This window comes from Ruegeria meonggei, assembly GCF_042768335.1.
Lineage (GTDB): Bacteria > Pseudomonadota > Alphaproteobacteria > Rhodobacterales > Rhodobacteraceae > Ruegeria > Ruegeria meonggei.
Genome location: NZ_JAXHBT010000002.1, coordinates 459,143 through 482,654 on the forward strand (window position 1 = coordinate 459,143; position 23,512 = coordinate 482,654).

At 56.2% G+C, this 23,512-nt stretch carries 21 protein-coding genes and 1 pseudogene; 13 read left to right on the plus strand and 9 right to left on the minus strand.

Features of this window, described 5'->3' with window-relative positions; all coding sequences use genetic code 11:
- Window positions 1–110 precede the first annotated feature (110 nt).
- The 6 genes from SJY13_RS22210 (at window position 111) to SJY13_RS22235 (ending at window position 3,867) form a co-directional block, all read left to right on the plus strand.
- Window positions 111–446 (plus strand): hypothetical protein, encoded by a 336-nt coding sequence (locus SJY13_RS22210; protein WP_377194438.1) that lies wholly within the window; start codon window positions 111–113, stop codon window positions 444–446.
- A gap of 190 nt (window positions 447–636) precedes the next feature.
- On the plus strand, window positions 637–972 hold the full coding sequence (locus SJY13_RS22215; RefSeq protein WP_377194440.1) for a DUF411 domain-containing protein: 336 nt from the start codon (window positions 637–639) through the stop codon (window positions 970–972).
- Entirely contained in the window at window positions 972–1,436 is a 465-nt protein-coding gene (locus SJY13_RS22220; RefSeq protein ID WP_377194442.1) for a c-type cytochrome, read from the plus strand. Before SJY13_RS22215 ends, SJY13_RS22220 begins: the two co-directional genes overlap by 1 nt.
- A 12-nt stretch (window positions 1,437–1,448) precedes the next feature.
- A complete protein-coding gene (locus SJY13_RS22225; RefSeq protein ID WP_377194444.1) occupies window positions 1,449–1,793 on the plus strand; it encodes a copper resistance CopC family protein in 345 nt (114 codons plus the stop codon).
- Complete coding sequence (locus SJY13_RS22230; RefSeq protein WP_377194446.1) at window positions 1,790–2,668, plus strand: CopD family protein; 879 nt, start codon at window positions 1,790–1,792, stop codon at window positions 2,666–2,668. Before SJY13_RS22225 ends, SJY13_RS22230 begins: the two co-directional genes overlap by 4 nt.
- A 443-nt stretch (window positions 2,669–3,111) precedes the next feature.
- Window positions 3,112–3,867: an SDR family oxidoreductase gene (locus tag SJY13_RS22235; protein ID WP_377194640.1), complete on the plus strand. Its 756-nt coding sequence runs from the start codon at window positions 3,112–3,114 to the stop codon at window positions 3,865–3,867.
- 146 nt (window positions 3,868–4,013) lie between these two features.
- Here the strand turns inward: SJY13_RS22235 and SJY13_RS22240 are convergent, their stop codons facing one another.
- The 3 genes from SJY13_RS22240 to SJY13_RS22250 all read right to left on the minus strand — a co-directional run bounded on the left by SJY13_RS22240 (window position 4,014) and on the right by SJY13_RS22250 (window position 6,284).
- Window positions 4,014–4,502 carry a hypothetical protein gene (locus SJY13_RS22240; protein WP_377194448.1) on the minus strand — a complete coding sequence of 163 codons (489 nt, stop codon included), beginning with the start codon at window positions 4,500–4,502 and terminating at the stop codon, window positions 4,014–4,016.
- A gap of 61 nt (window positions 4,503–4,563) precedes the next feature.
- The gene (locus tag SJY13_RS22245) at window positions 4,564–5,124 is read right to left on the minus strand and encodes a carbonic anhydrase (RefSeq protein ID WP_377194450.1); all 561 of its coding nucleotides are present in this window, start codon (window positions 5,122–5,124) and stop codon (window positions 4,564–4,566) included.
- Window positions 5,125–5,171: 47 nt separating this feature from the next.
- Window positions 5,172–6,284, minus strand: coding sequence for an NmrA family NAD(P)-binding protein (locus SJY13_RS22250; protein WP_377194452.1), 1,113 nt, complete (start codon window positions 6,282–6,284; stop codon window positions 5,172–5,174).
- A gap of 81 nt (window positions 6,285–6,365) precedes the next feature.
- Here SJY13_RS22250 and SJY13_RS22255 point away from each other — a divergent pair, with 81 nt between their 5' ends.
- A complete protein-coding gene (locus SJY13_RS22255) occupies window positions 6,366–6,953 on the plus strand; it encodes a TetR/AcrR family transcriptional regulator (protein WP_377194454.1) in 588 nt (195 codons plus the stop codon).
- 105 nt (window positions 6,954–7,058) lie between these two features.
- Here SJY13_RS22255 and SJY13_RS22260 read toward each other — a convergent pair whose 3' ends face one another.
- From SJY13_RS22260 to SJY13_RS22270, 3 genes are all read right to left on the minus strand, one after another.
- Window positions 7,059–9,212: an adenylate/guanylate cyclase domain-containing protein gene (locus SJY13_RS22260; protein WP_377194456.1), complete on the minus strand. Its 2,154-nt coding sequence runs from the start codon at window positions 9,210–9,212 to the stop codon at window positions 7,059–7,061.
- Between the two features lie 376 nt (window positions 9,213–9,588).
- The gene (locus SJY13_RS22265) at window positions 9,589–10,563 is read right to left on the minus strand and encodes a hypothetical protein (RefSeq protein WP_377194458.1); all 975 of its coding nucleotides are present in this window, start codon (window positions 10,561–10,563) and stop codon (window positions 9,589–9,591) included.
- Window positions 10,564–10,571: 8 nt separating this feature from the next.
- Window positions 10,572–11,552 (minus strand): alpha/beta hydrolase, encoded by a 981-nt coding sequence (locus tag SJY13_RS22270; protein WP_377194460.1) that lies wholly within the window; start codon window positions 11,550–11,552, stop codon window positions 10,572–10,574.
- Between the two features lie 183 nt (window positions 11,553–11,735).
- Here SJY13_RS22270 and SJY13_RS22275 point away from each other — a divergent pair, with 183 nt between their 5' ends.
- Window positions 11,736–12,671, plus strand: a complete 936-nt coding sequence (locus SJY13_RS22275; protein WP_377194462.1) for a LysR family transcriptional regulator — start codon at window positions 11,736–11,738, stop codon at window positions 12,669–12,671.
- 302 nt (window positions 12,672–12,973) lie between these two features.
- Here SJY13_RS22275 and SJY13_RS22280 read toward each other — a convergent pair.
- Window positions 12,974–13,605: pseudogene (locus tag SJY13_RS22280) on the minus strand (tyrosine-type recombinase/integrase).
- A gap of 145 nt (window positions 13,606–13,750) precedes the next feature.
- A complete protein-coding gene (locus tag SJY13_RS22285; protein WP_377194464.1) occupies window positions 13,751–14,608 on the minus strand; it encodes a LysR substrate-binding domain-containing protein in 858 nt (285 codons plus the stop codon).
- Window positions 14,609–14,693: 85 nt separating this feature from the next.
- Between SJY13_RS22285 and SJY13_RS22290 the strand changes: the two genes are divergently transcribed.
- Entirely contained in the window at window positions 14,694–15,716 is a 1,023-nt protein-coding gene (locus SJY13_RS22290) for a permease (RefSeq protein WP_377194466.1), read from the plus strand.
- Window positions 15,717–16,040: 324 nt separating this feature from the next.
- Here SJY13_RS22290 and SJY13_RS22295 read toward each other — a convergent pair whose 3' ends face one another.
- Window positions 16,041–16,826, minus strand: a complete 786-nt coding sequence (locus SJY13_RS22295) for a FadR/GntR family transcriptional regulator (protein WP_377194468.1) — start codon at window positions 16,824–16,826, stop codon at window positions 16,041–16,043.
- 337 nt (window positions 16,827–17,163) lie between these two features.
- Here SJY13_RS22295 and SJY13_RS22300 point away from each other — a divergent pair, with 337 nt between their 5' ends.
- From SJY13_RS22300 to dld, 4 genes are all read left to right on the plus strand, one after another.
- Window positions 17,164–18,213: a TRAP transporter substrate-binding protein gene (locus tag SJY13_RS22300; RefSeq protein ID WP_085824863.1), complete on the plus strand. Its 1,050-nt coding sequence runs from the start codon at window positions 17,164–17,166 to the stop codon at window positions 18,211–18,213.
- A gap of 118 nt (window positions 18,214–18,331) precedes the next feature.
- Entirely contained in the window at window positions 18,332–20,395 is a 2,064-nt protein-coding gene (locus SJY13_RS22305) for a TRAP transporter large permease subunit (protein ID WP_377194470.1), read from the plus strand.
- 13 nt (window positions 20,396–20,408) lie between these two features.
- Window positions 20,409–21,593, plus strand: coding sequence for an alpha-hydroxy acid oxidase (locus SJY13_RS22310; RefSeq protein WP_377194472.1), 1,185 nt, complete (start codon window positions 20,409–20,411; stop codon window positions 21,591–21,593).
- Complete coding sequence (dld, locus tag SJY13_RS22315) at window positions 21,590–23,293, plus strand: D-lactate dehydrogenase (protein WP_377194474.1); 1,704 nt, start codon at window positions 21,590–21,592, stop codon at window positions 23,291–23,293. Before SJY13_RS22310 ends, dld begins: the two co-directional genes overlap by 4 nt.
- Window positions 23,294–23,512 lie beyond the last annotated feature (219 nt).

The window sequence follows — 23,512 nt, forward strand, 5'->3', positions numbered from 1 at the left end:
AGCCGGGCATGATCCAGAGATGTGGCGCACCCAAAATGGGTGCAACTAGGATATATGGCGAAACATCCTCGTAACTTGTCAAAACAACATACCCCCAGTAGGTATTTGGTATGCTTCGCTTGGTCCTGTCGATACTTCTTGTTGTTGCATTCTCTGGCGCATCCGCTGCGTCGGTGAAGCATGGCTTGACCCATGGATCGGATCATTCTGGTCATTATGCTCAAATGGCGGGCGACGATCCGTTAGCTAATGCCGAGAAAGCTGCTGCGGATTGTTGCGACACCACTAGCGGCATGGGTTCAACATCCTGTTTTGGTGATCTTGTCGCCACGGCGGGGATTTCGCCGATTGCTCCATTGATGATCTCAGTGGGTGGTGTGACGTACGCTGGAGCCGATTTTTCGAGCCTCGCAATGGGCGTCCCCACCGGTCCTCCGAAAGCCTGAATGGCAACGGGCGCTCGCCCACATTCCGTTCAAATTTCACATCAAAGGACCGACAGACATGATCACACGTCGTCACTTCACCAAACTGTCTGCAACTGCTCTCATCGCGACCGCTCTTCCCGTCCGTGCAGGCACCCCAATGCACGTGCTCAGTTCACCAGGTTGCGGATGTTGTCACGCATGGGCCGACTTGGCTCGCGCACGCGGCTACGCCGTCACCGTTGAGGAACTGACGGACCCCGAGGCACAGAAGTCAGCGCGGAGCATCCCGATGAACCTCGCGTCCTGTCATACTGTAGAAGCCGATGGTTATGTCTTTGAAGGCCATGTGCCGTTCGAAGCACTGGAGGCCGTATTGAAGGATCGGCCTGACATCACAGGGCTTGCTGTTCCTGGCATGCCAATGGGCTCCCCTGGTATGGGCGACGATCCGTCCGCCCGTTACGACGTGATTGCATTTGGGGGAGAGGCTGGGGCCGGTACGGTATACTACCGCGCGGGCACCGCGCAGCCGTTCGACACCTGATGCTAGGGCGCACATCACTCTTGGTCACCGGTGGGCTTGCGCTCGCCGGTTTCTCCGTAGCGTTCGTTTTGGCCCAAGCCTCTGAACCGGTCGGTCTTTTAACACCTGATGACGCGGAAGTTGTCGCCGTTGGCCAAGATATATACGCGGACCAATGTGCTACCTGCCACGGTGAGAACCTTGAAGGACAGCCAAACTGGCGGATACGCGGCGAGGATGGTTTGCTACCAGCACCGCCGCATGACGCCACAGGGCATACGTGGCACCACGATGATGAAACGCTTTTCACCCTGACCAAATTTGGCCTGGCCGGACTGATGGAAAATGCGCCCCCAACCGGTATGCCGGTCTATGAAGGTGTGTTGAGCGATGACGAAATCCTAGCGGTCCTATCTTTTATCAAGTCAACCTGGCCCTATGACCTTCGTGAGTACCACGACGAGTTGAATGCCCAATCCGAATAGAGGAAAACTCAGATGATCAAACAAACTCTTATCGGCTTGGTCGTAGCAATGGCTCCAATGCTTGCGGCCGCGCATTCAAAGTCCGAAGCAACGACACCGGCTGACGGTGCTACCGTCACGGAAGTGCCTGAGCTTACCATGCGGTTCGATGATCCGATGCTCATCATCTCGGTCACGCTGACCTCACCCGATGGCGATGTCGAAATTGACCGCGAAACGGGTATGGACCCCGCCATAGAGTTCCGGGCTATGCCTTTGGAGGAGCTTGCACCCGGAGGCTACCGCTTCGACTGGCGCGGTATGGCTTCCGACGGTCACCCGATGCAGGGCAGCTTCTCTTTCACGGTCGCTGAGTGATCGGTCTGGCACCCATTGACGGTGTTGTTGTCTTGGCCATTTTGGCGAAGGCACTTGGCTACGGCTCGGCGCTGGTAGCGATGGGTGGCGTCCTGTTCACGATCCTCTTTGCCAAGCGCGCTGAAGAGTTTGTTCTACGCCTTGCGCGGCACCTCGCGGTCGGAGCTGCGATTGTCGGTTTGGCCGTACTTGCTTTACGTTTTGGCATCAGAGCAGCGCGGATATCTGGGATGGGCTTTGAGGGCGCGACGGACCCAATGATGCTTGGTTTTGTTTGGGACAGTCCGCTTGGCACCGCCGCGATTTGGCGAGGGGTTGGTGAACTCGCGATATTGGCAATCTTGCTCTCTCGAGTCGGGCAGTGGATCGCTTTGGTGGGCAGCCTTGCCATAGCGATTTCCTTTGCCCAAGTGGGACACTCGCTTGGAGAGCCTAGGGCGGTTTTTGCCGTCTTGCTGGTTCTTCATCTGCTGGTTGCCGCGTTTTGGGTCGGTGCTCTCATGCCTTTGCGCAAAGCGGCGCTCACTCCAACTGGGGCCGATCTACTGCACCACTTTGGCAATGTCGCTGCTTACGGAGTTGCGGTCCTGATTGTTGCAGGCGCAGCACTCGCATGGCTGCTTTCGGGCTCCTTGGCCGCCTTGTTCGGAACGGCGTATGGATTGGTGCTATTGGTCAAGGTCGTGATCGTTTCTGCCCTGCTTGGTATCGCAGCGCTGAACAAGTTGAAACTCGTTCCGGCTCTCAGGGCTGAGAAGCATGACGCGACACTTGCTCTACGACGGTCGATTTCAATAGAGATGTTGGCTGTTGTCCTGATCCTGCTTGCAACGGCGACCCTAACCAGTGTGACGACACCTCCCATCAATCTCTGACGGCCTAAGGTCCGAAGCAGGAGCTGCAAAGCCTTGTTACGAATGACTGCTAAGGGCTGCGAGCGGTCATTAATCGTTCAGCATCCGACGGCAGCATTGTCCGCTGACTGTGAGTTCGGCTGTTGCCAGATTTTGCTCCCGCAGCGAAAGTCTGGTTCGGTGAAGCTGCATTGCGACGTGGCCTGACCCAATGAACGGCAGCTCCGGGCCGTTCTTCTCGTAGGCTCAATCGTTAGTTATTGCTCTTGCAACAGCGTTGGTACTGATCCCAATAAAGAGATTTCGCTACCGCGAACGAACGACGGCTCCCGTTTGGGGTCAACCAATTGATCCGTTTCTTGCGCATTCGGTTCAAGTCGCTCAACACACGCGCAAGAACCGGGTCGCGCGACACTCGCATTATTCCTTAGGTGATTGGCATGCAATTTCAGAAAGGCATGACCATGGAACTTAAAGACAAAACTATCATCATTACCGGCGCGAGCAGCGGAATCGGTGCAGCAGCAGCGCTTCTGTTTGCTTCGGAAGGGGCGAATGTCGTTTTGGGTGCCCGTAGGGAAGCTCAGCTGAACACACTTTTCGGGCAGATTACACAGAGCAGTGGGCGCGCTGTTTTCCTTGCGGGCGACGTGACGGACGAAACATATTCCAGGGACCTTGTTGATCTGGCGAAACGGAGATTTGGTGGTCTTGATGGCGCATTTAACAATGCGGGCATTATGGGCGAGATGGGTCCTGTTCCCAAAATGGATTCACGCAACTGGCAGTCGGTTCTTGCAACAAACCTTTCCAGTGCATTCTTCGCGGCAAAAGCGCAGATACCGGAAATGGAGGAACGCGGCGGTGGGTCTATTGTATTCACCGGAACATTTGTTGGTTTCAGCAATGGGGGCATGCCCGGCATGGGGGCCTATGCCGCATCAAAAGCTGGGCTGATTGGGCTCGTACAGTCTTTGGCATCTGATCATGCGGCCAAGGGCGTCCGTATCAACACTATTTTGCCGGGTGGTACCAAAACCGACATGGCCGGCGATGACCCTGCGACGCACGACTTCATTGCCGGCCTGCATCCCCTGAAACGCATGGCAGAGCCAAAAGAGATTGCCCAATCTGCTTTGTTCTTGTTGTCAGACCGGGCAAGTTTCGTGACGGGATCTCCATTCGCTGTCGACGGTGGCATGGCGACCCGCCTGATTTGAGTTTCTGCCGTTGGTTACTTGATAGCCAACGGCAGTCGGGGAAACCGCTTCGCGGCGTCATGGAGCATGATGAATTTCATCTTTGGACCGTGAGGCCCAGTGGGGCAGGCAGCAGCGCTGCCTGCCCTGGAACGATATCTGTCCTCTCATGCCGAGACTGTCTTGGGTCCATCTGCCCTCAGCAGTCGTGCAAAGATCATCACATGCGTGACCAACAGTACCGGCACAAAGAATGTCGGGATGAACCATGTGGGGCCAAAGTAGTCAATTGCCTCGGCTTGGCGCAGGGCGTTCGCCAAATCGAGGGTACCAAGGATGTTGAAACCCCACACCAACGGAAGGGCGGCCATTGATCTCCATCGCAAGGCTAGAAGCGCGGCGATTGCCAGAAATGCCGAGAGCAGATCCCCATAGCTGGCGCTGGTTGCAAACGCCTCGGGCAGGCCTGAGTTATTGAGATTTGGCACCATGAAACTCATTCCGATGTGTCGGAAAGCATGCGGCAGCAGGAGGATTGAGAGCGCCGCCGCCGCGGACAGCCGTGCAAGCCATGGTGCTACGTACCACGCTGCGATTAGAGAAAAGACAAAGAGGCTCATCGCGAACTGAAGAAGGAATATCACTGTGGGGGTCATCTGATCGGTCCTTTCGATATGCGTCTGTTTACGGAATTTGGAGGTGGATTCGGGCAGACGTTCACCCTCGCGATGCACTCGCTTTAGCCCGCATTGCCCCTAGTGAAATGGCAGGAGAAATAGCGTGGGCTGTTCCAGTGGCGACATCGTAAAGCAAGGCTGAGACGGTGATTGCGTCCGGCACCTCTGGTGCCACGGCCAAACGCTTGATGTCTGCCGAAAGGTCGTTTTCCTGGTCCGTGATTGCGTATTCGGACACGTCGATTCCAAGCTTTTCCAGCAACATGTCCTGAAGGTCAGGATTGGACAGCCGCTGGGCTCCACATTGTGTGTGCTGCATCAGGATTACGTTGAACCCCTGTTCGCGGCCCTCTGTCATAGCACTCACCAGAAAGGCGAGGGTGGCGATTTCTTCGATTGCGGCGCGTGTAACCCGTCCGCCGTTGTTTCGGATTACAACCGCGTCGCCAAGCTCCAGACCGAGGATGTGCGCGGGATCGACCCGGGCATCGCCGCAAGTCAAAACAACCGTTCGCAACTTTGGCAGGATCGGCAGGTCAGCGCTGTCAAAGCCTGCGGCGAATTCCTGGTTTCGAGTGATGAGTTCATCTTGAACGTTCACAAAAATGTCCTTTCGTCGGGTGGATCAATCCTTCGTCTCGCGCAGTCTCAGGCGACACGCATCGATGGGGCTGCTTCGCCGTTGGACTGGTGTCCTTCCGTCCATGCCGCATCGTCCAGGCAGTACGACGAAGAGGAAAGCTGAACGTAGTCTCGCTGCTTCTGTGCGCGATCAAGATCGAAGGGGCGCGTCGCGAGGATCTTTAGAAAACTGCCGATGGCGCCAATGCTGCCTGGTAGGCTGCGCGCCAGGCCCGGTTGATCAGCGACCTTGCGGCGCACGATGTTTTCGAAGACTTCCGGTTCGCACCCCCCGACTTGGAATACATCCTCGGTTGGGGCGTTCACCGCAAAGGCGCCTCGCTTGTACTCTTCTGAATAGATTGCAAGCTGGGTGACTGCAGCTTCTGAAAAATTTGCTGGGCGCAGGGCTTTCAGAGCCTTGACCATCATACGCTCGGAAATGTCGACATAGCGTACCCGCCGTCCCAGCGCGCGGCCCATTGCTTCGGCGATCTCGTTGGGCGACAGCAGCGTTGGTCCCGTGGGGCGGTAGGTCTTGCCCGCATGGCCTGCCGGGTCCGCCAAGGCACCGACCACCACGCGTGCAATGTCCTCGTTCGAGGGGGCTGCATTCTTTTTCACGTCGCCGTCGCCAAGCGGCATCGTGAACAGCCCAAGATGGGCCGCCATGCCCAGCACCATCAGGTAGTTTTCTGCAAACCATCCGACATTCACCGTGGTTACGGACATCTCGGGGCGCATGCCGATCAGGATGTCGCCCAGGTAAACTTCGCGCGTAAACAGTGATGGGTGATCTACGCTCGAAAGCCATTGGCTAAGTGTAACGACGTGTTCAACCTCTGCTTCGTAAGCCGCAGCGGTGAAGACCGCATTGAAGTGCAGCCCGTTGGGTGCTGTCGGGGCGCATTGATACGCCCGCTGCACGCCTTTCATGGCTTTGCGCATGTCGCTCAGAGAATACTGGTCACCCACGAATAGTTCAGCGCCAGCGCGCTCAAGCAGGTCAGAACGATGATCCCTCTGACGTACGAACGCACGGACAGGAAAAGTCATGGCTCTGAGCTGAAGTGCAACTTGCGATCCGGTCTTACCGCTTGCGCTTGTGACTAGGATCTTGGGCTTGGCAGGCACGGGCACGCTCCTTTAGATGATGGTTGCAATCTATAATTTAGATGATAGATACAATCTTAATTGTCAACCCCTTCTGGGAGCGCGAAAATGCCGAGGATGTCGGAAGCGGAAAAACAGCGCAGTCACAACAGGATACTGGATGCTGCAGCGCAGTTGTTCCGCGAACGCGGGGTCGAAGCGACTAGCGTCGCTGATGTCATGAAGGCAGCCGGAATGACACATGGCGGTTTCTACCGGCACTTCGAGTCGAAAGAGGATTTGATCGCGGCAGCCTTCCGGCATGCGGTCGACGATGTCGTTTCAGGCATGGAACGCGAAGAAGCCAGCGAAAGGCAAGAGAGGGAGCGCCAGGACTACATCGCGAAGTACCTGTCCCAAGCGCATGTTCAAGACAGTCGGCATGGATGCCCGCTGGCGGCGATGGGAACTGAGCTTGCCCGCACCCAGGGTGCATCCCGGCACGCGGGCGCTCAGGCTTCGGATCGCATGGCGGCCCTACTAAGAGACACGTCGGAAACAGGCTCCGACCAGGGCTCGGCCACGATGGCACTCTTGATGGGTACGATTACTCTGGCTCGTTTGGCAGGAACTGAAGAAGAGGCAGACCGGGCACTGGAGGCCGGACGCACTGCCATAGATTTGCTGCAGGATCATTGGCCGAAAGACAGGTCCTAGCCGAACTGAACGATCCACCACACCAAGCCAGCCAAAACAATGGCGTCTGCCGATAGACGAGACAATCTCGGTGTTGGATTAACGAAAGCAGGGCAGATCTGACCTTCAATCATTCACGAGTACGAATTCGGAATCGATAACACCGAAGTTTAGGACGGATGAAACGAACAGGGTCTCGTCAGTCGATCGAGCGCGATCAAGGTAAAGATAGTGGCAGAGTTCGCGACCCTGATGGACCGAAGGAAGTCTTTGACAAATCTGATCGCCAGCGATCCGCCATGTTCCGGTCAAAGGTATCCCATTCATCCAGGCGAAGTTCATTGAGATCGTCCCGTCGGGCGTCCGCTCTTCGGAAAAAGGAGCACCGAAGGGTCCAATCGTGTGCTTTTCCTCGAATTTGTCGGAATGCAGCTGAACGAGTTGTTCATGATCGATACGATCGCCTTCCCGCCCTTTAGGAAAGTCGAACGGCCACTCAGGCAGGCCAGATCCCAGCATGGCCTCGGCATATGTCTGATAGACTGTCGGATCCTGGTAGATTTCGAACCATGGCTTCATCCAATTCAGATTCAGCCAGACATTGTTTACCAGAAACCGCTCGATATTGGCCCGGGCGGCCTCTACGTTTCCTTCCTCATACTGTGCATCGGCCATAATCCTGAGATGCTGTTCTTTTATCTCCTCCTGTGGAATCTCCGATAGGAGCGCGAGTGCCCTGTCGCTGTCTCCGGCACGTAGATAGCTCCAAGCAAGATCACCTTTCTCGCCGGAGTTCAGCCTGGGCGACAGTCGTTCAAACTCTTCGAATGCCTCGATCGCCTTGTCGTAATCACCTATCGCAGTCAAGCTCAGGCCGTGGACATATCGCAAGACTGGTTCGTTGGGATTGCTGAACACGGAGCTTCGCGCAATCGACAGGGCGCGGTCGCGTTCGAGGTGCTGAATCAACAACTGGACCTGCAAGCCAATGGCCACCGGGTGCTTTGGATCGTTCTGCAAAACCTCGTCGACAGTGTCAGTTGCAATCTTGAGGGCGTCCAGTGTGAAGCGGATTGTATTGAAACTGCCTTCCCAGACTTTGAAATTGGCTTCTGCGTATCCGAGCTTCGCTTCGACAAAAGCCGGATCCAGTTCGATCGCTCGCTCGAATTGGGTGAGCGCTTCGCCGATGTCCGTAAAATCCTTGCTATCGAGCAAACGTTTAGCCTTGGCAAATGCAAGATAGGCCGCTGGACTGTCCGTGGGCGCCAATTCAAAGATGGCCCGTTCAACGGGATTGAGTTTGAGTTTCATTGCGCCGGCTGCGCCCAGTTTGAGCGTGACGACCATGTCGAGAAACTGATCTCGATCTCCGGTCAGGGACCGATACCAGAGCGTGCCGTCACCCGGTTCCGCAGTATCACGCAGACGCGCCTGCACTTCGATCTGGCCATTAACCGTCTCTGCTGACCCATCGAGGATATAACGCAGGCCCAGGTTTTGCGAGACCTCGTCCAGCGGCACATCAATGCCCTCGTAGGCCAAAGCCGTGCTGTAGGAGGAAATGGGCATATGGCGTTGCCGCTCGAAGGACAGAAGCAGCATTTCGGTCGCCGCATCGGCAAGGATTTGATCGCCGCCATGTTCAAACTCAAAAGGTAGGATCAGCAGGCCCGCCGTGTCTGGTGCGGTGTCCTTGAACAGATCCTTGGCCGTAAATACGCCGATGACGGCCGCAAGGCAAAGAACTGCCGCGATCAACGGCTTCCGGCGACCGACGCGCAGACGCTCTTTGCGTGCGACGACTTTGCCCGCATCTCCCGGGTCGAGTAGGACACTGTAGGCTTGCACGGGTTCGGAGATGTTTTTTACTGACAAGGTGCCCTGGTCCGCGAATCCGAGGTCGAGCTTGCCTTTGACATTCCGAAAAACCGCTTCGGACACGAGGATGCCTCCCGGCTCGGCCAATCCTTCGAGGCGCGCGGCGATGTTGACCCCTTCTCCGAAAATGTCATCGCCGTCAACGAGTATGTCACCAACGTTGATGCCAACCCGATAGGCGATCCAGCGGTCACCGCTGGCCCCGCGTGCCCTTTTGGCGATTTCGCATTGTATCTGGGCGGCCCATCGGACGGCGTTGACCGCGCTGCCGAACTCGATCAAGGCACCATCGCCGGTCGTCTTGACGACGCGCCCACCGCATTCTTCGATCGCGGGGCCAAACACTTCGTCCTGAATCGCCTTTTGCAGCGCGAGCGTACCAACTTCGTCGAGTTCCATGAGCCGGCTGTAACCAACCATGTCTACGGCCGTGATCGCCGCAAGTCTTCTCTTCCCGTTCAGCTCCGCTATACTCATCCCGCAGCAGCTCCGCAGTTGCGTTCTCTTGCCCGGGTCATTGAAACACAGTTTCAGGGATGCAGTAAGTTTGGATTACGGGGATCAGTATTTCCGGCGTCTCCGACGACGGCTATTCCTGCAGAACTGTCATCGGCACCCTCGGAATGCTGCGCTGACTATCAACGTCCGCTTTGTAGAAGCTGCATCGCAGAGACGTCTATCGTTATAGAGGGCAGCTTTGGGCCGACAGTTAGCTCCCGGTGTATATGCTACAGGCAGAAACCATGCGCCATGAAAACCAGAGTAAATGCGTCTATTAGTCCAGATTTTGTGCCGCCTGAGAGGGCAACTCCGCATAGGATGCGTCATAGAAATAAGTCAGCCATATCGACGATCCATCGAAAAGAATATCGGAAATCCCGCGCGAATGAGACCCGGCGTCCAGTGGAAGAATGGTTCCATTAGTTTCAACGCGCATAAGCTTTGCACTCGGGTGCGCCTTGTGACCCCGATAACCTCCGACGACAACTATGTCGTTGATTAATTCAACGGATTCCAAGTTGCCGAAGCCGTCTGAAAGTGTTGCAGCGGTATGCCCGTTGTCCGAATGCGGCACCCAATACAAGGCGCTGTCCCATGCGTCGTCGCTGCCCCAAGAGACGGCGTAAATTCCTGTCTCTGCAACTGCAAAGCGGGCAAGTCCACTGATACGTAAATCGCCGAGGTAAGGTTGAATTTGCCCAGTCTGGGTTGCAACCGATAGGAACGCGCCGCGCCCAAAATCACTCACGAGAAGGGTAGTCTCGTCGAGAACTTCAATGTCATAGAAAAAAACACCCTCGTTATCAAGAGCCTGCCGCCAGTTTACTGTGCCATCCGAAGCGGTAGAGATGACCTCATTGCCATCCACAATGACAATCTGGTTGCCAGAACGCACCATTCCTGTCGGGTTGCGCAGGCCTTGCCCATCCGAGAGTTTGATTTCTTCCGACGCACCGTCGGAAGCAACCTTATAAAGCCCGCCATTAGTGGCGTCCGAGCCGAACTCTTCATCTGGCCCACCCGGTCCTATCGATACGGCATAGACATCGTTTCCCATTGGTAAAACCGCTTCGGTAAAGGGCGGCAGCTCCTGTTCGGCAACAGCAGGGCAGGCCGCGGTGCAAGCGACCAATAACGAAAGAACTTTCATCTCAAATAATTCTCCTGTGTAATTACGCTTTGATGTTGCCGCCCAATTTTCCGGCAATGATTGCTCTGGGGCAGCCGTAACGAACCAAGCAGTCTGCATCAAAGGCTTCACCCGAAGGCCAGAAAATGCGGAACAAGCGCATTGACGGCGGTGTCTATGATCAGCGGGTCTTCGTAAAATTGAAGCTGGTTGGCACCGTCGATCCAATGTAGCGTCTTCTGCTCTGACGCGATTTCTTCAAAAATCCGGCGCGGAATGTCCTGACCGCTTGCAGCCCTGTCGCCATGGATCATCAATACGGGCAGGCTCAGTTGAGGTGCTGTTTCGTCGATCCGCCAGCCCCAAATGCCCGCTTCGCTCATCGCGGTGATGCGGTTTTCCCACCCGCCTTTGAAAGTCAGCCAGGGGGCTCTGTTGTCCCAGGGCAGGTACCAGTCTGCAATGGCTGTTGCGGTCAGAAGGGCATCCTCAGAGCCGACGATCGGAATGTAGCTTGCTTCCCCCGTTTTTTCGAAATCGGCGGCTGCTTTGGTCGCGCGCTCCATACGCGCTTCAACTGCGGCATCACTGCCAAGGTACATTCTGGCGGTTTCCGCGGTCAGATAATGACCCGCGACAACCCCGAGAGACGCCACGCGATCGTCTGTCACCGCTGTTTCAATCGCCCAGTTGACGCCCTGGCAAATCCCGAGAAGGTGAAGCCGGTTTGCGTCGATGCCTTCCTGAGCGGAGAGAAATCCGAGGGCCGCTTGGCAGTCTTCAACTTTGGCTTCGCCCAACTCGTAGCGTCGGGGGGCGCCTGTGCTTTCTCCATGATAGCGCGGGTCGAATATCAGAACGGCCAGTCCACGTGATGCCAGGCGGGTCGCATATTGCACGGGTGACTGTTCTTTCACGAATGCAACAGGCCCGATGATCACGACTGCCGGGTGAGACCCTTCTGAAGCAGGTCTCAACAACTTTCCAACAAGGGTTTCCCCAGAGCTGTCAAAGGACACTGTTTCAACATGGTAAGAGCCAAGTGCCAATTGATCTACGTCACCGGATGCCTCCGCAGTGCTGGGCCGGGCGGCGAAAGCTCCGGTCATGGATGTTGCAATCGCGATTGAGTTGAATATGCGTCGTGTAATCACTGCTGCTGCCCTTTCGTATTCAGTTTGACGGCCTTCGCACCCAAAAAATCTTAGACAAAACACCTGATTGAGGGCGCCCGGTTGGGTTTCACTTGTCAGTTAGCTCACGACCGGCATAGTTGGGATGACGCAAAAAGCATGGTGGACATGCAAAAAATGGATGGCGAACTAACTTCTCTGGACATGCGGACTCTACGGTTCCTGCAGCTCCTGCTGCGAACAAGCAGCGTAACACGCACGGCAATGCATCTGGGGATCAGCCAGCCTGCCGCCAGTCGAATCCTCGCCCGGGTACGCGACCTGATAGGAGATCCCGTGCTGATCCGAACACAGTCTGGATATAAGTTAAAGGATCATGCTCTGAGCCTGAATGAGCCTGTCGATGCAGCGCTATCGGCGATAGCTGACGTCTTCAGACCTTCCGCCTTTGATTCGGCACAGTCCCACTATTGCTATCGCATCGCCTCGACAGACTACGGCGTCGCGGCTGTCCTGGGACCAATGATGGAGGTCATTGCCGCTACCGCACCAGCATTAAGGTTCGAGGTTTCGCCACTGGTGCCGCAAAGTTTTGGCGATCTGGAAAAAGGAGCAATTGATCTGCTGCTATACGCGGATTTGGATGCCAGGAACGACTTGCTCATTCAGAAGCTATTTGATGAAACCTACGAAATTCTTTTCCGAAAAGGCCATCCGCTCGAGGAACACGCAGCGCCACAGCGGGCCTTTACTCCTCAAGACGTGGCGCCTTACCGGTTAATCGAGTTCAGTTTTCCGGGCACGACAAGTTTAAAACCGGATACGATCATGCGGGAAGACGGAAACGCTTCGAATGCCGTATTCCAGCAGCCCTTCTTCACCACGCTGCCTTTCCTGGTAGGGCAGACGGATGCGGTTGCAGCTGTTCCCAAGCGGCTGGCAAAGCAAGTCCAGAAATTGACCTCTCTTTGTTCAGCGCCGTTTCAGCCGAGTTGCGGTTTTCCCTATTATCTGGTCCGTCACGAGCGCAGCCGCTACAATCCGGCGATCAATTGGCTGAAGGTACGAGCATTGGAGATCACCAAGTTTGACTGATCAGATGTTCGAGCCGTGATGCTGGACTGAACGCGAGACTTTCGAAGTACAAAGAGGCCATCCCAATCACCAGTTGCTTCTGGGTCATGACGAAACCACAATCCATAAACAGCTGGTTTGTTGGGCGGAGCTGCAACATCGTCCGTTAACGTTACATCTCGGCTTAGACCCGCGATCCAGATCTTCGCCCACTTTCCTGCGTTGCTATCGCAGCGAATGTCTCCTCCGACGGGCCGCACTGCAGCATCGCTAGTCCTCGGGCAATGGCAGCAATGGGCCGTCCTTTCAGGCGGCCCTGAGTTTTAGATTTCAATGGCTTCAGCAATGGCCAAGGCATCCTCAAGTTCAACACCAAGATACCTGACCGTACTGTCCATCTTTGTGTGCCCCAACAGAAGCTGAATGGCGCGAAGGTTGCCTGTCTTCTTGTAGATCTGAGTGACCTTCGTGCGCCGTATCGAATGCGTGCCATATGCACTGGCTTCCAATCCGATCGACGTGACCCAGTCCCGAACAATCCGCGCATACTGGCGTGTCGATATGTGAAGACGCTCATGAAAACGGCCCGGCCAAAGATACTCTGATCCGATCATCAGTTCGTCTTCCATCCATTTCTCGACGGATGTGCGGGTGCCTTCCGATATCTCAAACCGGACTGGCTTCTGCGTCTTGCTCTGCAGCACTGAGGCGCGTTCCTTGATCTGGCCAGACGCCATCACATCCACAACTTTCATCTTCACAGGTCGCAGCCGCGAAGCCTGCTGTCGATTGCCATATTGAACGGAGCAAGATCACGATGGTTCTCTGCCAATTCAAGCCGCACCCGGATTGCCCAGACATGCTTAGGTTTCAGTGGCCGCTTCTGACCGACGATGCGGCCCTTGTTCCAGGCTGGCCGAAGTGCGCGAATGGCAGGTAAGTTTGGTATTTCCATGACTGATCCTCCGATCCGCCATGCCCTCCCAAAACGACAACCCGACGTTGACACAGACGTCATACCACAGGATGCCGCGCTGCCTCCGATGTCAGCAACCGAGTCCGACCTGCCCATTCGACAGAACGCAGTGAAAGTCAGCTTTTTATGGCTTGGCCATAAATGCGGCTCGGATCGCGGCCTTCATAGCGTCCTGAGGCCCCTGTTCTTTCGGCTTGCTGGATGCCATCACCAGCTTGGAGGCAGGCGTGTTTCCGAGGCCCAATGCATCGTTCACCACTGATAGACCGCCGTGCAGCGAGGAGCGACCGAGCAGACCCACCACGATCCCGGCTTCTACTGCTGCGATCACGCCAGAGACGCTCTGGCTGGAGTAGACAACGCGATATGGCTGTCCACGGGCTTGCAATGAAATGACTGCCGCGTCGCGCCACCAGCACGCATGATCGAACAAGGCCACGGGAAGGCTTTCATCGGCCCGAAAGTGCCGGTGCGCCGACGACACCCAACATGTCGGGTCTTCATAAACAACCTCCTCGTGACTGGACGGGCTTTCCACCTCATAGACCGCAAGGTCCAGCGACCCCTTATCGAGGGCTTCTGGAAAACTTGTGCTCAAGGCGCAGGTGACATCCAGTTCGACTTTCGGATGTTGACGGGCAAAGGTCGCAATGATCGCCGCAAGCCTGGCGCGCCCGTGATCGTCGGGTATGCCCAAACGCAGTCTGCCGCTTACTGTGTTCTGTGAAATTTCTCGTAGTGCCGCGTCGAGACGCGCCGTCACCTCCTGCGCGACTGGAAATAGCTTTCGTCCCGTGTCGCTCAGGACCACGCCGCGACCATGCCTGTCAAAGACCGGCTGACCCAGGATCGCTTCGAGGCGCTTGATCTGAAGACTTGTCGCAGATTGCGACCGGTGGATGCGGGCAGCACCGTCCGTGACGCTTCCGGCATCAGCCACGGCGACGAAAGTTCGCAGAAGATCGCTATCCAGATTTTCCATCTGTTTTTCCAATACCGGAAATTGAAACTATGCGTTTCACAGATGCCTTGTGCCGCACTATTTTTCAAGGTCAGAGGAGTATCCCATGTCAGAGCAGTCAGCTGCCAACCGACCATCTAACCGGAAACCCCTGGTGTGGGGCGTGTCTTTGCTGCTGCTGGCAGGCGTCTGTCTTACCTGGCCGGAACACGCCGCAAACGCAGCAAAGTTTGTCCTATGGGGCCTGATTGTCGTGGCCCCCATCGTCATTCCGGGCATCGTGCTTGCAGCCTGGATCATCGCAAGCGGCGCGGATACCCACATCGCTGGTGCCTTCGAGGGCAGGACACTGAGAACGGTTCTGGCGGCCTCGCTCATTGGAGCCATCACGCCCGTATGCGGTGTGACCGTGCTGCCTTTGATGGCCGGATTGCTGGCAGCGGGCGTGCCACTCGCTCCGATCATGGCATTCTGGCTGTCCTCTCCGATAACGGACCCCGCAATGCTCGCGACAACAGCGGCAACCCTTGGTTTGAGCTTTGCGATTGGCAAGACGCTTGCCGCCTTCGGATTGGGTCTATTCGGCGGCGCGATCACCGGCCTGTTCGCCAAGACGCCCTGGGCCATGAATGCGCTTCGGGACAATGGCCTGGCGCGCCAGCTAAGTGCTGCACGATGCGGGGAAGAGCAGCCCTTTGATCCTTGGGTCTGGCGGTCTGAGGCGCGACGTCATTCTTTCGGCAAACAGGCATGGGCAACTACGCGGCTTATCCTGATTTGCCTGATCCCGGCATTTGCCGCGGAGTATGCCTTGAACGCGGCCCTTACACCGGGCGCACTGGCAGCATATGTTGGCGAAGACAAATGGTGGGCCATACCCGCCGCTGTCTTCGTCGGTGCCCCGGCCTATATCGACGGTTACGCTGCGCTCCCGCTGACACGCGGGTTGATCGACAACGGCATGTCCGAAGGCGCGGCAATGGCGTTCCTTGTTTCGGGCGGCGCGGTCAGCATCTGGGGTGCTATGGTCATCGCACCGGTGCTCAAATTGCAACCGTTCATACTCTATCTGCTGCTTGCAGTTCTGGGGTCGCTCGGGGCGGGGTATGTCTTTGGGTGGATCGTCTGAGATTTAGCGTTAACGGGAAGCAGACGTTCAGCAACCGGCAGCTTTGTCCGCGAACTGTGAATTTGCCCATCACCAAGTTTAGCAGTTACAGCGAACGACAGCTCTGACGGGCCGCATTGCAGCATCTTGACCCTCTAGCCAACGGCAGGAATGGGCCGAGCCTGTTCATTTCGGGAATTTGCTAAACTGGCGTTTAGCTCGCTGTTACAAAGTTTTCCCTCAGACCCACCAATACTTCGCAACAAATCCGGACAAGGCATCAGAATACGTGTTTTCTTCGATCTGGCCCAATAGCGTGTGATGCATCCCGATAGCCATAGAGAGCTACGACATTTTGTAATCCGACAGCAGACGGCGTTTTTCAGCTATCGCTTCTCTGCGGTTGCGTTCGATCCCCAGCCTAAAGGACTCTTCGACGAAGTCGATGTGATCAGTCGCGGCTTTTTCGGCGCGTTGCTCATCGCCGTCAATTACTGCCTGGCCGAGCTCCATATGCTGGTCCAGTAGCTGCTTTCCAGTGCCGTCAATTGTTTTCAGAAAGTCGCGGTTGTAGAACACACCCTTACGTGTGAGCTCGTAGATCGAAGCCATGATATGGATCAGGGTTGCGTTCTGGCTGGCGTCGACGATTGCAGAGTGCAGCGCAAAATCCGCTTCTTGAGAAGCTTTGGTATCGTTTTCACGCCAAGCGCGCTCATTCTCGACCAAAATCTCCGCAATCCTCTCTTGGTCGGCCTTTGTAGCGCGTCGCGCGGCAAGGCGGGCGGCAAAACCTTCCTGTTCACGCCGGTATTCCAAATAATCGAAAAAGGCGGGCTCATGTCGCTCATAGAGCGCGAGCAGTGCAGGCATCATGGCCTGTCCGGTTAGTGCGGCGACAAAGGTCCCTTCACCATGTTGCGTCGTGACCAGGCCGCGTTCTTCCAGAACAGACAGGGCTTCGCGCAGTTTCGGGCGCGACACGCGCAACATCTCGGCGAGGTCTCGCTCCGAGGGCAGTTTGCGGCCCTGTTTCAGGACGCCCGAGGCGATCAGGTCCTCGATCTGAGCCACGACAGCTTGAGCCAGCAATTCGTGGCCGACAGGTTCAAATATCGCTGTGGGGCTCATGATTCTGATCTCCGCTCAATGCCAAAACTAAAGAGTACTGGTAAATAAATATATCCATAGCTGGTCAAAACTCAAGCTACAACGCTCATCAAGAACTTCGAACTTAGCAGCATGATATGAATAGATTTTAGTCGATTCTTCTTTTTGGGTCGTCTTCGGGTCATATCCTGAACCTTACTGAATTCTACTTGATTTAGCGCATAATGAATAGCCAGTGGTAAATAAACTTGTTGACTGGATTTGTTTGGTAAAGTTAATTTACCACCGGAGCGGTGCTGGAAGAACCCGCGCCACTGATTGGGGTAAAAGTGCCCCGACCTACCCTGGAGGAGATTTCATGAAGAAGACCCTGACGAGCCTTGCTGTGGCCGCCAGCCTGCTGGCCGCACCTGCGGTTGCCGCTGACAAGCTACTGCTGAAAACCCCGATTGCCTTTTCGACCGAGCTTCCGGGCCTTGGTTCACCGATCCCGCGCGTTGCTGAGCAGCTTGAGCTGATGTCGGGCGGCACTTTGAAAATGAAAGTGTACGAGCCGGGCAAATTGGTTCCACCGTTTGAAATTCTGGACGCTGTGTCCACCGGCAAGATAAATTCTGGCTACACCACCGCCGGATACTGGGCCGGCAAAATCCCGGCCGCACCGCTGTTCTCGGCCGTTCCGTTCGGTCCAGAGGCTGGCGAATACATGGCGTGGCTTTATTACGGCAACGGCCTGACCCTCTATCAGGAAATGTATGATCAAGCAGGCTACAACGTACACGTTCTGCCCTGCGCTGTTATTGCGCCTGAAACCTCTGGCTGGTTCGCGACCGAGATCAACTCTCCAGAAGACCTGAATGGCCTAAAGATGCGCTTCTTTGGTCTGGGCGGCAAAGTGATGCAGAAGCTGGGCGTAGCAACTTCGCTGCTGCCGGGTGGTGAGATCTTCCCCGCGCTGGAAAAAGGCGCCATCGACGCAACCGAGTTTTCGATGCCTGCTATCGACGCGCGCCTGGGTTTCCACAAGCTGGTTAAATTCAACTACTTCCCCGGTTGGCACCAGCAGGCCACCGTATTCGAACTGTTGATAAACAAGGACGTCTGGAACGAATCCAGCGACCAGCACAAGGCGATCATCGAAAGTGCTTGTAAGGCCTCGATGACGGACAGCTTTGCCGAAGGCGAAGCGATCCAGCACGCCGCGCTGCTCGACAATATTGAAAACAACGGTGTCACCATCAAGCAGTGGTCGCCCGAGATGCTCGACACCTTCCGTGCGACCTGGGAAGAGGTTGCCGCTGAAGAGGCTGCCAATGACGCCTTCTTCGCACAAGTTCTGGACGACATGAACGAATTCCGTGACGGCTATGGTCTCTGGAAGACGAACGCGTTCCTCCCGCGTCAGTAAACTCCCTTGCTGACGTTACCGGGGCGGCGTCATCCGCCGCTCCGGTTCTTATTTCCTGATCTTCGGAATTTCTAACTTTTCACTGCCTGTGTGCCGGGCTGCTGAGCGAGGAATGACCATGACCACGCAAAATAAACTTACCGATCCGGTCGAAGCCTATGAAGGCATCCTGGAACACCCCGAAACCGACCGTCAGGGAATTGCCGTTGCCATCGACGCAAGCGTTAAGGCTGTTGGTCATGTGGTTATGTGGGCAAATGTCCTGCTGATGGGAGCGATCTTTACCCAGGTCGCACTGCGGTACTTGCTGAGCCAGAACTATCCCAAACTGGATGAGATCCAATGGCATTTCTACGGCATTGTCACGATGGTCGGCATCTCTTATGCGCTGATCACCGACAGCCACGTGCGGGTGGATGTGCTGCATATGCAGTTGTCTCGCCGGTCTCAGAGGGTCATTGAAGTGATAGGCATCCTGACCCTGCTGACCCCGTTCATCTATCTGATGATCGATCAGGGGTATGACTATTTCTATGAAAGCTTGCGCGTTAACGAGCGTTCGGACAGTCCCACTGGTCTGCCGGCTCGTTGGGCGCTCAAAGCGGTTATTCCGATCAGCTTTGTCTTGCTCGCGCTGGCCGCCTTGGCCCGATTGATCCATGACGGGCATGCGTTGCTTTACGGGCCGGCGTCCGAGCGTGAAGGCGCGCCATTGCGACGTATTCTGTTGGTGCTGGCTGTGTTCGCCGCAGTTTGTGTTGGACTGGCTTTCCTCGTCGAAACAACCGAGGAAAAGCTGGTAATCGCAATGTTCCTGACTTTCATCGCATTGCTGTTCACCGGCTACCCGGTGGCCTGGGTTCTGGCAGGTGTCGGCGTGGGATACTGTGGGTTGGCCTATCTGTTCGACAACGACCTGATGTTGTGGACCGGGTTGGAGAGCACCTTTACCGGGCTGGACTATTTGACCCTGGGAGCGGTGGTGAACCGTGTCTATGCGACCATGTCCAACGCGGTTTTGGTGGCTTTGCCGATGTTCATCTTCATGGGTCTGATGCTGGATGAAAGCGGCGTGGCCGAGCGTCTGATGACTTCGATGCAGCGTCTGTTCGGCACTGTACGCGGCGGTCTGGCAATTACCGTGACGCTGATTGGGATTATTCTGGCGGCCTCAACCGGTATCATTGGTGCGTCCGTGGTGTTGTTGGGGGTTCTGTCGCTGCCGTCGATGATGCAGCAGAAGTACCAGCCGACACTGGCCGCTGGCGTGGTTTCGGCCTCTGGCACGCTCGGCATCCTGATCCCGCCGTCGATCATGCTGGTGATCATGGCCGATCAGATGGCATTGTCGGTCGGAGACCTTTTCATGGCAGCCGTCTTCCCCGGTGTAATCATCGGCGGGTTGTATCTGACCTTCATTTTCATCTTTGCACTGGTAAATCGCGACGCGGCCCCTGTGCCCGAAGGTGCCAAAGCCCCCGACTGGGCCGCCGTTAAAGATGTGCTGATCGCCGTCATTCCGACGCTTATCCTGATCCTTGCCGTACTGGGCTCGATCTTCGCAGGCTTGACCACACCGACCGAGGCCTCTGGCATCGGTGCTTTGGGCGCGACGCTGCTCGCATTGGGATATCGCAAACTGACCTTCCACAAGCTGTGGAACGTGCTGGTGTCGACCTTCAACACCACCGCCTATATCTTTGCGATCTTCCTTGGCGCGACTGTCTTTTCTTACGTCCTGCGTGAACTTGGTGGCGATGAGTTGATCGAGCATGTTGTTCAATCCACTGGGTTTGGCGCAAATGGCACCATCCTCTTCATCCTGTTTATCGTCTTCCTGCTGGGCTTCGTACTGGACTGGATCGAGATCACGCTGATCGTGCTGCCGCTGATGCGCCCGATTGTGAACGGGCTGGGTATCGATATCCCTGGCTTTGGCGTTCTGGATGAACCTGCGCTGGTGTGGTTCGTGATCCTGGTCGCAGTGACGCTGCAAACCAGCTTCCTGACACCGCCGGTTGGCTTCGCCCTGTTCTATCTGAAAGGCGTCTGCCCGCCCGAAATCAAGCTAATGCACATCTATAAAGGCATTATCCCCTTCGTTCTGCTGCAGCTGACCGGTCTGGCGCTGGTCTTCCTGTGGCCAACTCTTGCCACCTGGTTGCCCTCGGTCGCCTATTAAAGGAGCTTTCCCGATGCGTCTGAGCCAATGTCATAACTTCCACGACTTCCGGCTGCTGGCCAGGAAACGGCTACCGGGTCCCATTTTTAACTACATCGATGGTGGAGCTGATGACGAAGTGACGTACCGCGAAAATACCAACGCGTTTGATCGCTGCGATCTGCTGCCTTCGGTTCTTCGCGGTGTGTCAGAAGTGGATATGTCTGTCACGGTGATGGGGCAAAAGCTGGACATGCCCGTCTATTGCTCGCCCACCGCCTTACAGCGCCTGTTCCACCATCAGGGCGAGCGAGCTGTTGCCGCAGCGGCCGAAAAATACGGCACCATGTTCGGCGTGTCCTCGTTGGGTACCGTGTCGTTGGAAGAGCTGCGGCAAAAGCACGAGAACCCGCAGGTATATCAATTCTATTTCCACAAAGATCGCGGCTTGAACACCGCCATGATGCAACGCGCCAAAGAGGCGGGGGTCGAAGTGATGATGCTGACGGTGGACTCAATCACCGGAGGCAACCGCGAACGCGACCTGCGGACCGGGTTTTCGATCCCCTTCCGTCTGACGCTGGGGGGTATGATCCAGTTCGCGATCAAGCCGAAGTGGGGGATCAACTACGTTACACATGAGAGATTCCGTCTGCCGCAGTTGGAAGAACATGTGGATATGGGTGGAGGCGCCAGTTCTATCGGCGGATATTTCACCGATATGCTCGACCCGTCGATGAGTTGGGAGGACGTTGCCCAGATGGTGCGCGATTGGGACGGTCAGTTCTGTCTGAAGGGGATCATGACCGTCGAAGACGCCCGCCGCGCGGCCGAGATCGGATGTACCGGGATTATCCTGTCAAACCATGGTGGTCGTCAGTTGGACGGCTCGCGCACGCCTTTCGACCAACTGGCTGAGATTGTCGATGCGGTCGGTGACAAGCTGGATGTAATGATGGACAGCGGTATCCAGCGCGGAACCCATGTGTTGAAGGCGCTATCGCTCGGGGCCAAGGCCGTTGGGGTAGGGCGCCACTATCTGTATCCGCTTGCCGCTGCGGGGCAGGCGGGAGTCGAACGTGCGTTGGGATTGATGCGCGCCGAGATCGAGCGCGATATGAAGCTGATGGGTGTAACCTGTATCGATCAGCTGAACCGCAGCAATATCCGGTTTCGGGACACCGCACCCAATATCAGACAACAAAGGGATGCGGCATGACGAATGAGGATCTGATCCGAACCTTCCGTTCCTTCGTCGGTGCTCGGCACGTTCTGACCGGCGAACGCGCAACAGAGCGTTTTTGCCGGGGCTTTCGCTCGGGCCAGGGCGAGGCTTTGTGCGTTATTCAGCCCGGTGCGCTGCTGGAACAATGGAAGGTACTGCAGGCTTGCGTTGCGGCAGACAAGATCGTCATCATGCAAGCGGCCAACACCAGTCTGACCGAAGGCTCGACCCCATCGGGCCGATATGACCGAGATGTGGTGCTGATTAACACCCGCCGGATGGATACCTTAGTTCCGTTGAATGACGGCGCGCAGATTGTCAGCTTTCCGGGGGCCACATTGTTTGCTTTGGAAAAACTGCTGGCTCCGCTGGGGCGCGAGCCGCATTCGGTTATAGGCTCGTCGTGCATCGGGGCGTCCATTGTTGGTGGTGTGTGCAACAACTCGGGCGGCTCTCTTGTTGAGCGTGGACCGGTTTACACCGAGCTATCGGTCTATGCCCGGATTACCGAAAAGGGCGATTTGGAATTGGTCAATCATCTGGGCATTGATCTGGGCGAGACGCCCGAGGAAATTCTGGCCAATCTAGACTCCGGCACATTCGACCGGACACCGGAACACACCAACAAACGCGCCTCGGCCAGCGACTATGCGCAAATCGTGCGCGATGTGGACGCTGAAACGCCGGCGCGGTTCAACGCGGACAAAGCAAAGCTATATGAATCCGCCGGGTCCGCGGGAAAGCTGGCGGTGTTTGCCGTGCGCCTTGATACCTTTCCCAAGAACGACGCTGAGAAGGTGTTTTATATAGGCACCAACGATCCGGGTGATCTGGCCGCCCTACGCCACCACATTCTGTCCGAGTTTAAGGACTTGCCGGTGTCTGCGGAATACATGCACCGCGACGTGTTCGATATTACCGCGCGCTATGGCAAGGACACGGTCGTGATGATCGATAAGCTGGGCACGGACCGCTTGCCGATGTTCTTTGCCATTAAAGGGGCAGTGGATGCATGGCTGCGCCGCGTTCCGTTCCTGAGCAGTATTACTGACCGCTTCATGCAAATGGCCGTAGCGCTATGGCCGCGTGTTCTGCCGAAACGGATGCTGGAATTCCGTGACCGTTTTGAACATCACCTGATACTCAAATTGAAGGGCGGCGGGATCAATGAGGCTGCCAAATGGTTGCCCGGCTTTCTGAAGGATCGCGATGCCGATTTCTTTGAATGCACAGCGCGTGAGGCCAAGATCGCCGGCCTTCATCGGTTCGCCGCTGCGGGGGCTGCCGTGCGCTACATGGCCATCCACGCAGATGAGGTTGAGGACATCATCGCATTGGACGTCGCCCTGCGTCGAAATGATCAGGATTGGCTGGAAAATCTACCGCCCGAGATCGGTGATCAACTCGTCCATAAGCTTTACTATGGGCATTTCCTGTGCCACGTGATGCATCAGGATTATGTTGTCCGAAAAGGTGCAGATCCAAAGGCACTGAAGGCAGCGATGCTCAAACTGTTTGATGAGCGGGGTGCGGAATACCCCGCTGAGCACAATGTGGGCCACCTATATGCGGCGAAACCCGATTTGGCGGAACATTACCGATGTTGCGATCCGACCAACTCCTTCAACCCAGGAATTGGAAAGATGTCAAAGGCCCGAAACTATGCCGGGGCCACGCCCAAACAGCCGACCTAAATTGGAGCTCACTCAATGTGGTTTTGAAGGTGTACACGCCCCCGCTGGCCTCGATGTGCCATTGTGGGTTTGCAAACAGCCTGAATGGAGCCGTCTATGGAAGAGATTAGCATGATTGGCCTGGATTTGCCCGGCAGGCCGTGTGTTCGCTCAGTTCCTGAGCTTGCGCGTGCAGCGAATGTCGGGAAAGCGGGTTGCGACTACAGAATTCGACAGCTG

Bases quoted from the DNA above. Each gene is read 5' to 3' on its own strand.
- SJY13_RS22210 (WP_377194438.1), top strand. From the start codon at position 111: ATGCTTCGCTTGGTCCTGTCGATACTTCTTGTTGTTGCATTCTCTGGC.
- SJY13_RS22220 (WP_377194442.1), top strand. From the start codon at position 972: ATGCTAGGGCGCACATCACTCTTGGTCACCGGTGGGCTTGCGCTCGCC.
- SJY13_RS22225 (WP_377194444.1), top strand. From the start codon at position 1,449: ATGATCAAACAAACTCTTATCGGCTTGGTCGTAGCAATGGCTCCAATG.
- SJY13_RS22235 (WP_377194640.1), top strand. From the start codon at position 3,112: ATGGAACTTAAAGACAAAACTATCATCATTACCGGCGCGAGCAGCGGA.
- SJY13_RS22240 (WP_377194448.1), bottom strand. From the start codon at position 4,502: ATGACCCCCACAGTGATATTCCTTCTTCAGTTCGCGATGAGCCTCTTT.
- SJY13_RS22255 (WP_377194454.1), top strand. From the start codon at position 6,366: ATGCCGAGGATGTCGGAAGCGGAAAAACAGCGCAGTCACAACAGGATA.
- SJY13_RS22260 (WP_377194456.1), bottom strand. From the start codon at position 9,212: ATGGAACTCGACGAAGTTGGTACGCTCGCGCTGCAAAAGGCGATTCAG.
- SJY13_RS22265 (WP_377194458.1), bottom strand. From the start codon at position 10,563: ATGCAGACTGCTTGGTTCGTTACGGCTGCCCCAGAGCAATCATTGCCG.
- SJY13_RS22270 (WP_377194460.1), bottom strand. From the start codon at position 11,552: ATGACCGGAGCTTTCGCCGCCCGGCCCAGCACTGCGGAGGCATCCGGT.
- SJY13_RS22275 (WP_377194462.1), top strand. From the start codon at position 11,736: ATGGTGGACATGCAAAAAATGGATGGCGAACTAACTTCTCTGGACATG.
- SJY13_RS22285 (WP_377194464.1), bottom strand. From the start codon at position 14,608: ATGGAAAATCTGGATAGCGATCTTCTGCGAACTTTCGTCGCCGTGGCT.
- SJY13_RS22290 (WP_377194466.1), top strand. From the start codon at position 14,694: ATGTCAGAGCAGTCAGCTGCCAACCGACCATCTAACCGGAAACCCCTG.
- SJY13_RS22295 (WP_377194468.1), bottom strand. From the start codon at position 16,826: ATGAGCCCCACAGCGATATTTGAACCTGTCGGCCACGAATTGCTGGCT.
- SJY13_RS22300 (WP_085824863.1), top strand. From the start codon at position 17,164: ATGAAGAAGACCCTGACGAGCCTTGCTGTGGCCGCCAGCCTGCTGGCC.
- SJY13_RS22305 (WP_377194470.1), top strand. From the start codon at position 18,332: ATGACCACGCAAAATAAACTTACCGATCCGGTCGAAGCCTATGAAGGC.
- SJY13_RS22310 (WP_377194472.1), top strand. From the start codon at position 20,409: ATGCGTCTGAGCCAATGTCATAACTTCCACGACTTCCGGCTGCTGGCC.
- dld (WP_377194474.1), top strand. From the start codon at position 21,590: ATGACGAATGAGGATCTGATCCGAACCTTCCGTTCCTTCGTCGGTGCT.